The 11,632-nt window shown below is 74.8% G+C and carries 10 protein-coding genes; 7 read left to right on the top strand and 3 right to left on the bottom strand.

Features of this window, described 5'->3' with window-relative positions:
• Nucleotides 1-290: 290 nt before the first annotated feature.
• From murJ to AC2A1K_RS11330, 7 genes are all read left to right on the top strand, one after another.
• Complete coding sequence (murJ, locus tag AC2A1K_RS11360) at nt 291-2,309, top strand: murein biosynthesis integral membrane protein MurJ (protein ID WP_483896406.1); 2,019 nt, start codon at nt 291-293, stop codon at nt 2,307-2,309.
• 110 nt (nt 2,310-2,419) lie between these two features.
• The gene (locus tag AC2A1K_RS11355; protein ID WP_483896405.1) at nt 2,420-4,342 is read left to right on the top strand and encodes a protein kinase family protein; all 1,923 of its coding nucleotides are present in this window, start codon (nt 2,420-2,422) and stop codon (nt 4,340-4,342) included.
• 73 nt (nt 4,343-4,415) lie between these two features.
• Nucleotides 4,416-5,045: an RNA polymerase sigma factor SigM gene (gene sigM / locus AC2A1K_RS11350; RefSeq protein WP_483896543.1), complete on the top strand. Its 630-nt coding sequence runs from the start codon at nt 4,416-4,418 to the stop codon at nt 5,043-5,045.
• Nucleotides 5,042-5,719: a hypothetical protein gene (locus AC2A1K_RS11345; RefSeq protein WP_483896404.1), complete on the top strand. Its 678-nt coding sequence runs from the start codon at nt 5,042-5,044 to the stop codon at nt 5,717-5,719. The genes sigM and AC2A1K_RS11345 overlap by 4 nt, the downstream gene beginning before the upstream one ends.
• A gap of 48 nt (nt 5,720-5,767) precedes the next feature.
• Nucleotides 5,768-6,868 (top strand): thioredoxin-disulfide reductase, encoded by a 1,101-nt coding sequence (trxB, locus tag AC2A1K_RS11340; RefSeq protein ID WP_483896403.1) that lies wholly within the window; start codon nt 5,768-5,770, stop codon nt 6,866-6,868.
• Between the two features lie 46 nt (nt 6,869-6,914).
• Nucleotides 6,915-7,241 (top strand): thioredoxin, encoded by a 327-nt coding sequence (gene trxA, locus AC2A1K_RS11335; protein ID WP_337705867.1) that lies wholly within the window; start codon nt 6,915-6,917, stop codon nt 7,239-7,241.
• A 231-nt stretch (nt 7,242-7,472) separates the two neighbouring features.
• On the top strand, nt 7,473-8,630 hold the full coding sequence (locus AC2A1K_RS11330) for an N-acetylmuramoyl-L-alanine amidase (protein WP_483896402.1): 1,158 nt from the start codon (nt 7,473-7,475) through the stop codon (nt 8,628-8,630).
• 45 nt (nt 8,631-8,675) lie between these two features.
• On the opposite strand, the gene AC2A1K_RS11325 is transcribed toward AC2A1K_RS11330, so the two are convergent.
• From AC2A1K_RS11325 to AC2A1K_RS11315, 3 genes are all read right to left on the bottom strand, one after another.
• Nucleotides 8,676-9,344, bottom strand: a complete 669-nt coding sequence (locus AC2A1K_RS11325) for a GNAT family N-acetyltransferase (protein ID WP_483896401.1) — start codon at nt 9,342-9,344, stop codon at nt 8,676-8,678.
• Between the two features lie 234 nt (nt 9,345-9,578).
• Nucleotides 9,579-10,667 carry a ParB/RepB/Spo0J family partition protein gene (locus AC2A1K_RS11320; RefSeq protein WP_483896400.1) on the bottom strand — a complete coding sequence of 363 codons (1,089 nt, stop codon included), beginning with the start codon at nt 10,665-10,667 and terminating at the stop codon, nt 9,579-9,581.
• A gap of 29 nt (nt 10,668-10,696) precedes the next feature.
• Nucleotides 10,697-11,629 (bottom strand): ParA family protein, encoded by a 933-nt coding sequence (locus tag AC2A1K_RS11315; protein ID WP_483896542.1) that lies wholly within the window; start codon nt 11,627-11,629, stop codon nt 10,697-10,699.
• Nucleotides 11,630-11,632: the final 3 nt, after the last annotated feature.

Below are 11,632 nucleotides of genomic sequence, written 5' to 3'. Positions count from 1 at the left end.
AGGCACCGGGCCCGCCGGGCCGCGCACCGCACGGCCCGCCGCAGGGCGCACCGCACGGCCCGCCGCAGGGCCCACCCCCCGGGGGGCCCCAGGGGCCGCCTGCCCCGGGCAGGCCCCGCCAGGACCGGCCGCCCCCGCACGGTCCGCCCCGGCCGCCGCCGGGGGCACCCCCGCCACCCCCGGGACCGCCGCCCGGCCCGCCACGGCGCCCGTCGGGGCCGGACGCGCCCGGACCCCCCACTCCGCCCGGTCCGCCCGCCGGCCGGCCCGGAGCCCCCGGCGGCGCTCCGTTGCCACCACGTCCGCCCGGCTCGCCCCCGGGCGCCGCCGCGGACGAGGCGTTCACCACCGGCCTGACCGCGCCCACCGCCGCGGTCGAGGCCGTGGACCACGCCGACGCGAACGACCTCACGGCCACCGTGCCGGGCGGTCCCGCGGTCGACCCGCATCGGACGGAGACACTGCGCACCGCCGGCAGCACCGCCGGCAGCACCGCCGGCAGCACCGCCCGCAGCACCGCCCGCAGCACCGCCCGCAGCACCGACCCGCTGAACGAGCGGACCGTGCGCTCCGCGCGCCCGACCCCGCTCGCGTCGTGGAGCGTCGGCGGCTCGGCGGACGAGACCGTGCTGCTCCCGCGCGCGCCGCTCGAGGACGGGGCGTCCGCCGTCCCGAAGCCGCGCGACCCCGCGGACGACTCGGGCCGCGACGACAAGGCGCTCGTGAAGGCGTCGGGCGGCATGGCCGTGGCGACCCTCGTGAGCCGTCTCACGGGCTTCCTGCGCACGCTCGGGCTGACCGCGATCGTCGGCCTCAACCTCGTCGGCAGCTCGTTCAACGTCGCGAACACGCTGCCGAACATCGTCTTCGAGCTCCTGCTCGGCGGGGTGCTGACCAGCGTGGTCATCCCCGTGCTCGTGCAGGCGGCCAAGGAGGACGGCGACCGCGGCGACGCGTTCGCCCAGAAGCTGCTCTCCGGGGCGAGCGTGGGCCTGCTCGTCGCCACCGTGCTCGCGACGGTGGCGGCACCCCTGCTCATCCGGCCGTACCTGGACCCGAGCGTCGACGTCGACCTCGCGGTGGACTTCGCCTACCTGCTGCTGCCGCAGATCTTCTTCTACGGCATGGGCGCCCTGTTCGGCGCGATCCTCAACTCGCGGGCCAACTTCGGTCCCGCGGCGTGGGCACCGGTGCTGAACAACGTCGTCGCCCTCGTCGCGCTCGGGATCTACGCCGTGCTCCCGTCGCCGCCCGAGGGCATCTCGACCACCCAGCTGCTGGTCCTCGGGATCGGCAGCACGCTGGGCATCGTCGTGCAGGCCGCGGTGATGCTCCCGGCGATGCGGCGGGTCGGCTTCCACTGGAAGTGGCGCTTCGGGTGGGACCGCCGTCTCTCGGCGTTCGGTGGCCTCGCCGCCTGGGTCGTCGGGTACGTGCTGGTCAGCCAGGTCGGGCTCGCGGCGATCACCCGTGTGGCGTCCGGGGCGGACGAGGGCGGGCCCGCCATCTACGCCTACGCGTGGCTGCTCATCCAGGTGCCCTACGGCGTGCTCGGCGTGTCGTTGCTGACCGCCCTGATGCCCCGCATGAGCGCCGCGGCCGCGAACGGGCGCCACGACCAGGTCGTCGCCGACCTCTCGCTGGGCACGCGCCTGTCCACGGTGACGCTCCTGCCGATGAGCGCCCTGCTCACGGTCTTCGGCTCACAGCTCGGCGTCGCCCTGTTCAGCGTCGGGCGCTCGGGCCCCGAGGGCGCCGCGTCCCTCGGCGGGGCCATGGCCGCGTCCGCGTTCGGCCTGCTCCCGATGGCCGTCGTCATGCTCCAGATGCGCGTGTTCTACGCCATGAACGACGCCCGCACGCCGACGCTCATCATGGTCGTCATCACAGCGATCAAGGTGCCGATGGCGTACCTGTGCCCGGTGCTGCTGCCGCCCGAGCAGGTCGTCCTGGGCCTGGCCGGGGTCAACGCGTTCGGGTTCGTGATCGGCCTCGTGGTCGGCAACATCTGGCTGCGCATCCGGCTCGGGAACCTCGACACGCGCCGGGTGCTGCGCACGTTCGTGCTGACCTTGCTGGCGTCGATCGTCGCGGTGCTGGTGGCCGTCTTGTGCGTGACGCTGCTCGAGCGGGTCCTCGGCGGGAGCGCGTCGCTCGTCCTCCGATCGTGGATCGTCCTGGTCAGCGGTTCGGCGATCTTCCTCGTCGTCGTCGCCGTGGCCATGCGCCTGCTGCGCGTTCCCGAGCTGGAGCCGGTGGTCTCGCGCCTGCGCCGCCTGCTGGGCCGACGGCGCGCGTCCACCGGCTGACGTTGGTCCGCGCGGGTGTCGCCGAGCAACCCCCGACGCGGGCCCGGCGTCCCCCGAGGCGACACGGAAGTCCCGTAGGCTCACACGACGTCGAGGGGGAGGTGAGCAGGGTGGCCGGCGAATCGTCGGGGGACCGCACGCCCACGGGCCCCCCGCCCGAGGAGACCGAGGCCGCCGGCCAGGACACGAACGGGCACGAGCCGCCCGCGTCCCACCCGCCGCGCCGCACCGGCGTCGGCATCGACGGGCCGACCATGCACGTCGCGCGCGCCGAGTCGTCCTCCTCCGGGGCCTCCGACAACGGCACGACAGCTGCGACGCCGAACGGGACGGGCGGCGCCGGCCGCTCGCCGCGCGGGCCCGCCGCGCAGGGCCCGGGTCCCGGCCGTCCCGCCGGCTCTCCGTCGGGCCCCGTCCCGGTACCGCCCCGCCGACCCGGCCGCGGACCCGGCGGGCCGCTGCGCCCCGGGACGCCGTCCGGCCCGATGCCCGCCGCCGGTGCCCTCATGCCCGGCACCCTGCTGGCCGACCGCTACCGCCTGGTCGCCGAGGTGGGCCGCGACCGCAGCGCCGACGCCACCCTGTGGAAGGCGCGCGACGTCATGCTCGAGCGTGACGTCGCGATCACGCTTCTGGTCGGCTCGTGGCAGGGCGATGCGCGCGCGTCCGCGGCGCTGTCCCGGGCCACCCGGACGGCACACTTCGAGCACCCGCACGCCGCCCGCATCCTCGACGTCGTCCGGCCCGGCGGCAGTCCACTGCCACCCGGGGTGCTGGGCGCCGCGGTCGCCGAGTGGACACCGGGCCGCGACCTCGCCGAGCTCGTCGCCGACGGCCCGCTGCGCCCGAGCGCCGCGCTGCGTGTCATCGAGCCGCTCGCCGACGCGGTGGCGGCCGCGCACCGCTCCGGGCTCGTCCTGGGCCTCGACCACCCGCAGCGGGTGCGGGTCAGCGCCCGGGCGGCCACCCGCCTCGCCTTCCCGATGCCACGCGGCGACGCCACGAACGCGGAGGACGTGCACGGTCTCGGCGCGCTGCTCTACCTGCTGCTGACCGCGCGCTGGCCCGGCAGCGAGGGCGCGCGGACCCCGGCCGGCCTGCGGCCCGCGCCGCACGGGCCGGACGGCGCGCCGGTCTCGGCCCGCCAACTGCGCCCCGACCTGCCGACCGAGCTCGCGGCGCTCGTCGACCGCACCCTCGACGAGGACGGCGGCATCCGGACCGCGGCCGCCGTGCACCGTCTCGTGACCCAGATGCGCGAGGGGCTCGAGGACGACGGCGTGCTGCTGCCGGTGCTCGAGGACGGGCAGACCATCGACGCCGACGACCCGACCGAGGTCTGGCACGACCACGCCGTCCCCGAGCCCGTCCCGGACCCCTCGCGCAAGCGCAAGCTGCGCGTCGGGGTCACCGCACTCGTGCTCGCGACCCTCGCGATCCTCGGCTTCGTGACCTTCCAGATCGTGTCCGTCGTGGCCGGCGGCGGGCAGTCGGGGCCGCCGGTCGTCGTCATCCCGCCCGAGACCTCGGCCGCCGCGCCCGCCCCCGGCACGGCGGCACCGGCGCCCGCTCCGACACCGGCCCCGGCCGGCCCCGTCCAGCTCTCGAGCGTCGCGGTGTACAGCCCGGCGGGGAGCCCTGACAACCCGACGCGCATCAACCGGGCGGCGGACAACGACCCCGAGACCACCTGGTCGACCTCGCAGTACCGCCAGCAGCTCCCGGCGCTCAAGCCCGGGATCGGGATGATGACCACGTTCACCGCGCCGTCCTCGGTGGCGGCGGTGACGGTCCGCTCGCCCAGCCCCGGCACGCGCATCGAGGTCCGAGCCGCGCCCGCCGCCGACGTTCCGGTCACCCAGACCCAGCTCCTCGGCACCGGCACCGTCGAGGGCGACCAGCTGCGGATCCCGCTCCAGGCCGCGCCGCCGACCGGCAACCTGCTCATCTGGATCACCGCGCTGGGCCAGGACGACGACGACCGGTACGTCAGCGAGCTGGCCGAGGTGACGATCGAGCGCGCCGGCCCCTGACGAGCTTTCCCGAACGGCCCTCGGGGCGCCGCGTCCGCGGCTAGCGTCCGGCTCCGTGCCGGAGACGCCCCCTCTGTCCGCTGCTGGGCGCAGCGACCGCGAGCTGCTCGCGGCGCACGTCGCGGGGCACGCCGGCGCGTTCGACGAGCTCGTGCGCCGCTACGCCGAGCGCCTGTGGCTGCTCGCGTTCCGCACCCTCGACCACCGCGAGGACGCCGCGGACGCCGTCCAGGAGACCTTCGTGTCGGCCCTGCGCAGCGCCCACCGCTACCGTGGGGAGTCCGAGGTGTCGACGTGGCTGCACCGGATCACCGTCAACGCCTGCCTGGACCGCATCCGGCGCCGCCGCGCCCGCGCCGTCGAGCCCCTCGCCGGCCACGACCTGCCCACGCCGCGCGACGGCATCGACGACCACCTCACCCGACTCACGGTGGCTGACGCCCTCGCCGCCCTCCCGGACGGGCAGCGGCTCGCCGTGGTGCTCGTCGACGTCCACGGGTTCTCGATCACCGAGACCGCCGAGATCCTCGGGGTCCGGGAGGGCACCATCAAGAGCCGGTGCGCCCGGGCGCGGGGCCGCCTGGCCGTCCTGCTCGGCCACCTGCGGCCCCACGGGGAGACCGGCGGGAACGACGGGGACGCCGGCGACGTCCAATCCACGAGCGGACCGACCAGGCCGGCCCGGAGGGGAGGAGGACCGTGACCGACGACCGCGACGACGACCGGCGCCTCGACATCGGCCCCGACGACCCCGACGACCCCGACCACCCCGCCGTGGGCACCGCCCTCGCGCGCACCCGCGCCGACCTGGCCGCCCACGGCGCCGGTACCCCGGCGATGCCCGCCGGGCTCCTCGGTGACATCGCCCGGACGCTCGCCGCCGAGCGCGCCGCGCCGCCCGTGGGGAATGACGCCGGCGACATCAGCGACGCCCCCGTCCGGCGGTCCCGCCGCGTCCTCGCCGGCGCTGCGGTCGCCCTCGTCGCGGCCGCGGCCGTGGTCGCGGTGGTGGTGGCGTCCGTCACGGCGTCCGGCCCACCGACCGTCCCTCCGGTGCCGACCGCCGCGCCGCTCCCGCCCCCCGGCACGCCTGTGCTGACCGGTGGGGACGGCGTGTCGGCCCTGCGCGCCGGCCTCGGCCGCTCCGACTACGGGCCGCTCGCCGATCCGGGCCGTCTCGCCGGCTGCCTCACCGCGCACGGGGTGGCCCCGGACACGCGGCCGGCCGGCGCGCGCCAGGTCGTCGTCGACGGGCGTCCCGGAGTGCTGCTCGTGCTGCCCACGGGCACGGCGGCGCGCTTCCGGCTCCTGGTCGTCGAACCCGGATGTGCGCCCGCGGCACCGCTCACCGTCTCAGACACGCTCGTCGGCCGGTGAGCGGGGTCCGTGGGGAATCCTGCTGGGTCCCGGGACGTTGAGGCCGACGTGAGCGACCAGACCATCCACGACGTCATCATCGTGGGCTCGGGCCCGGCCGGATACACGGCGGCGGTCTACGCCTCGCGGGCCCAGCTCGACGTGGTGGTGTTCGAGGGCAGCCAGTTCGGCGGCGCCCTCATGACCACCACGGGTGTCGAGAACTACCCCGGCTTCGCCGAGGAGATCCAGGGCCCCGAGCTGATGGACCAGATGCGCCGCCAGGCCGAGCGGTTCGGCGCGGTGCTGCGCCCGGAGGACGTCGACACGCTCGACCTCGCCGGGGACGTCAAGTCGGTCCGCGCGCACGGCACGGAGTACCGCGCCCGCGCCGTCATCCTCGCGATGGGCGCCCAGGCCCGCTACCTCGGTGTCCCGGGGGAGGAGAAGCTGCTCGGCCGCGGCGTCAGCGCCTGCGCCACCTGTGACGGCTTCTTCTTCCGCGACCACGACATCGTCGTGGTCGGTGGCGGCGACTCCGCGATGGAGGAGGCCACCTTCCTCACGCGGTTCGCCCGGTCGGTGACGATCCTGCACCGGCGCAGCGAGTTCCGGGCGTCCGCGATCATGCTGGACCGCGCCCGCAAGGACCCGAAGATCACCATCCGCACCGACACGGTGGTCGACGAGGTCGTCGGTGACACCACCGTCGAGGGCGTCAAGGTCCACAACACCGTCACCGGCGAGGAGGAGACGCTGGCCGTCACCGGCTTCTTCGTCGCCGTCGGCCACGACCCGCGCTCGAATCTCGTGCGTGACGTCGTCGAGACCGACGACGAGGGCTACGTCCGCGTGGCGCTGCCCGGCACCGGCACCAACGTGCCCGGCGTCTTCGCCTGCGGCGACCTCGTCGACCACACCTACCGCCAGGCCATCACGGCCGCCGGCAGCGGGTGCCAGGCCGCGATCGACGCCGAGCGCTGGCTCGCCGAGCAGGACTCGTCCGAGACTGCGCCGCCCCCCACCCCGGGCGTGGACGGCGCCGAGGTGAACGGCTTGGCCTCCATCGGGGCCTCCATCGGGGCCTCCTCCGCTCCGCGCCGCAGCGGTGGTTCGGTGGACGAGGGCTCGCCCGACCCCACCGACGCAGCCGTCCCCGCCCCGTCCTGATCCGCCCACGAGTCCCGTCACCGTCCCCTGGGAGAGGAAAGCCCCGATGAGCGCGCCCGTGAACGTCACCGATGCCACCTTCGCCGACGAGGTCCTGCAGAGCGACAAGCCCGTCGTCGTCGACTTCTGGGCGACCTGGTGCGGCCCCTGCAAGATGGTCGCGCCGGTCCTCGAGGAGATCGCCGCCGAGCACGGCGACAAGCTGACCGTGGCCAAGCTCGACATCGACCAGAACCCCGCCACCGCGCGCGACTACCAGGTGATGTCGATCCCGACCCTCCTGGTCTTCCAGGGCGGCAAGCCGGTCAAGCAGATCGTCGGCGCCAAGCCGAAGTCCGTCCTGCTCGACGACCTCTCCGACGTGCTCGCCTGATCAGGCCCCACTGGTCGGAGCACGACCGTTCGTCGCTCACGGCGCCGGGCGACCGTCCCTTCGGACGGCCGCCCGGCGCCGCCGTGCGTCCGCCCGGCGAGCCCGAACCGTGACCCGCGGGCGCGCCCCGCTTCACGGCGCGACGCCCCGGACAAGGCACAATGAGACGCCAGTGAAGCGCGACCACGCGCGGAGTCCGGACCCCGGACGGGACGATCGGGAGCGAACTGCATGCAGCTGCTGAGCCGCGGTGACGCCGGCCCGCCGGTCGCCGAGGTCCGTGCAGCACTCGAGGAGATGGGCATCCTCGAGCCGGCCGGACCCGGTCCGGCCCTGTTCGACGAGATGCTCGAGCAGGCCGTGCGCATCTTCCAGCAGCACCGCGGACTGATCACCGACGGCGTCGTCGGGCCCGCCACCTACCGCGCCCTGCGCGACGCGCGCTGGGCCCTCGGGGACCGCATGCTGCTGCTCAACACCCAGCAGCCCCTCACCGGGGACGACGTGTTCTCCCTGCAGGAGCGGCTCCTCGAGCTCGGGTACGACTCCGGGCGCGCCGACGGGGTCTTCGGCCGGCAGACCGAGCAGGCCCTGCGCAGCTTCCAGCGCGACTACGGCATGAGCCCCGACGGGATGTGCGGCCCGCGCACCTTGCGCCACCTCGGCTACCTGGGCCGCAAGGTCACCGGGGGACGTCCCGGCCTGCTGCGCGAGCAGGAGCGCCTGCACCGCGCCGGCCCCCGGCTCTCGGGCAAGCGCATCGTCATCGACCCGGGCCACGGGGGCGCCGACCGCGGTGTCTCGGTGGGCCAGGGGCCGGAGTCCGTCACCGAGGCCGGGATCGTCGGCGACATCGCCCGCCGCCTCGAGGGCCGCATGGCCGCGGCCGGCATGGAGGCCCTGCTGTCCCACGGACCGCACGACTGCCCCAACGACGCCGAGCGTGCCGGGTTCGCCAACTCGGCGGGCGCCGACGTCGTGCTGTCCCTGCACGTCGACGCGAACACGAGCCCGGCCGCCAACGGGCTCGCGGCGTTCCACTTCGGCACCGGCACCGGTGCCACCTCCACCGTCGGCGAGGCGCTCGCGGGTTTCATCCACCGCGAGCTCCTCGCCCGTACCCGCATGCTCGACTGCGGGGTGCACCCCCGTCCGTGGGAGCTGCTGCGGCTCACGCGCATGCCGGCCGTGCGCGTCGAGATCGGCTACCTGACGAACGACCGCGACCGCGCGGCCCTGCTCGACCCGGGCTTTCGCGACGTCGTCGCCGAGGGGATCCTCGTCGCGGTCAAGCGCCTCTACCTGCTCGGCCAGGACGACAAGCCGACCGGCACGTTCACCTGGGCCGAGGTCCTCCAGCGTGAGAGCAACCGGCCCGCCGGCGTCTGAGCCGACGGGCCACGCGCCCCGGTCCTGCCCCGCCGTTCCCGGGCCTCAGTTCACGCGGGCGGGTGCGGCGGCCGGGGCCGTCGAGATCGTCACCGAGCCCAGCAACTGGGCAATGGCGGCCTCGACGTCCTCCTTCCAGTTGAAGCCGGTGCGCAGCTCGTAGCGCATCCGCGGCCACCGGGGGTGCGGCGCGACGGTCTTGAAGCCGACGGCACGCAGGAACGCCGCGGGCAGCACACAGGTCGGCGTGTCCAGCTCCGTGCGGCCGTGGCCCTCGGCGCGCGGGCGGCCGGTGTCGTCGGCGAACGACTCGACGGCCTTGACCCCGCGGCGGGTGAGGTCGCGGACGACGTCCTGGACCAGCAGGCGCCCGACGCCCTCGCCGGCGAAGTCGGGCAGGACGTGCACGCCGCAGAGCAGCACGGCGTCCGGGGACACCGGAGCCGTCGGGAACGCCGCGGCGCGCGGCACCACCGTCGGCGGGGCGTAGAACGCGAACCCGGCCGGCACACCGTCGACGTGGGCGATGCGCCCGCAGGAACCCCATTCGAGCAGGACGCCGGAGACCCAGGCCTCCTTCTCGAGCTCGACGGTGCCGAACTCCTCCGCCTGGTCGCTCAGGTGCGGGGGGATCTCCCAGTAGACACAGCGACGGCACTGCTTCGGCAGCTCGTCGATGTTGTCGAGGGTGACCCCGACACAGCTTCGCGACACGCGTTCCGCCTTCCCCGACTTCCCCTGGACCATGGGGGTCGGCATCCGCTGCGCGGCGTCCCGACCGTTGTCCGCCGAGAGCCTACGGTCTCCGCTCCGGACGGTGCCCGTTGCGGGGTCCCCCGGGTGGACGAACGGTCCTTCGGAACCATCCGTCGGATTCAGCCCGGGTGCCGACCGCAGCTCTCCGTCGATCTCAGGGCGTCCCCAGATCGACGCTGAGGCCCTGAACGATCAAGCCTGGGGTGACGGTCCCGAGGAGGGGTCCGGACCCATCAGGCGCGCGATGCGCTCCAGATCGTCCACCGAGCCGAACTCGACGACGATCCGACCCTTCCGCTGGCCCAGTTCGACCTTGACTCGGGTGTCGAAGGTGTCCGACAGCCGCTCGGCCAGGTCCTGGAGGCCCGGGGCGTGCATCGGCTTGCGGGCCGAAGCGCGCTTGCCCGCGTCCTTCTGCCCGCCGCGGGCCAGCGTCACCGCCTCCTCCGCGGCGCGCACCGACAGGCCCTCGGCGACGATGCGGGCCGCGAGCTCCTCCTGGGCGCCCGCGTCGTCCAGGCCCAGCAGGGCGCGCGCGTGGCCGGCCGAGAGCACTCCGGCCGCGACGCGACGCTGCACCGCGACCGGCAGCCGGAGCAGTCGGATCGTGTTCGTGATCGCCGGGCGGCTGCGGCCGATGCGGTCGGCGAGCTGCTCGTGCGTCACGTCGAACTCGGTCAGCAGCTGCTGGTAGGCGGCCGCCTCCTCGAGCGGGTTGAGCTGGACGCGGTGGATGTTCTCGAGCAGTGCGTCGCGCAGCAGTGTGTCGTCGGGCGTCTTCCGGACGATCGCCGGGATGTGCTCGAGCCCGACCTTCTGGGCGGCGCGCCAGCGGCGCTCGCCCATGACCAGCTCGTGGGTGAGCGTCGGGCCGCCGTCGACGCCCGGCTCGGGCTCGGAGAGCTCGCGGACGACGATCGGCTGCAGCAGGCCGAACTCGCGGATGGAGTGCTCGAGCTCGGCGAGGGCCTCCTCGTCGAAGACCGTCCGTGGCTGGCGCGGGTTCGGCCGGATCCCGGCGAGCCGCACCTCGCGGTACACCGCGCCGGCAACCTCCCCGGAGGGCTCCGGACTCGTGGATGCCGCGGCGGCACCGTTCGACGTGGGTGCGTCGTCGTCCGCGGGGGCCGAGGGGGCGTCCGAGCGTCGGGCTCCGAACATGACGTCGGCGGCCTGGTTGCCCAGACCGTGACGCGACGGCGCGGTGGCCCCCTCGGTCTCGGGGGGACCGGTCGGGATGAGAGCGGCGAGCCCTCGTCCCAGTCCACCGCGACGCTCCACCCTCGATCGCTCCGTGTCCGCCCGCTCCGTCATCGTGCTCCCTCGCCCTCGGGCTGGCGCCGCACGACCGTGCGCGCCGCGAACTCCCGGGCGGCATCGAGGTAGCTCATCGCTCCACGGGATCCCGGGTCGTAGGTGAGCACCGTCTGGCCGAAGCCGGGCGCCTCGGAGACCTTGACGCTGCGCGGGATCACGGTACGGAGCACGACCTCGCCGAAGTGGTCGCGCACCTCGGAGGTCACCTGGTCCGCGAGCTTGGTGCGGCCGTCGTACATGGTCAGCAGGATCGTGGACACGTGCAGCTCGGGGTTGAGGTGCGACTGCACGAGGGCGATGTTGTTGAGGAGCTGGGACAGACCCTCGAGGGCGTAGTACTCGCACTGGATCGGGATGAGCACCTCGGGCGCGGCGACCATCGCGTTCAACGTGAGCAGGCCGAGCGACGGCGGGCAGTCGATGAGGACGTAGTCGACGTCGAGCCGGTCGAGCGCGTCGCCGGTGAGCGCGTTCTTGAGCCGCGACTCGCGGTTGAGCATGGAGACGAGCTCGATCTCCGAGCCGGCGAGGTCGATGGTCGCCGGGACGCACAGGAGGTCGTCGGAACGCTCACAGACGGCGGCGGCCTCGTCGATGGTCATCTCGCCGAGGAGGACCTCGTAGATGGACGGCGTCCCGCTGCGGTGCTCGACGCCGAGGGCCGTACTCGCGTTGCCCTGGGGGTCGAGGTCGACCACGAGGACGCGCGCGCCGTGCAGGGCCAGCGCTGCGGCGAGGTTGACCGCGCTGGTCGTCTTCCCGACGCCGCCCTTCTGGTTGGCGACGGTGATGATGCGGCGCTCCGAGGGACGGGGCAGCCGGTGGTCCTCGGGATGCAGCACCCGCGCGGCGCGCGCCGCCTCCTCCGCGATCGGCGTGAGGCCCTCCTCGCCGTGCGGGTAGAGGACCTCACCGGCACCGACCACGCC

This window comes from Actinomycetospora sp. 2LY8.5 (genome assembly GCF_057180585.1).
This window is presented reverse-complemented; position numbering and strand designations above follow the sequence as displayed.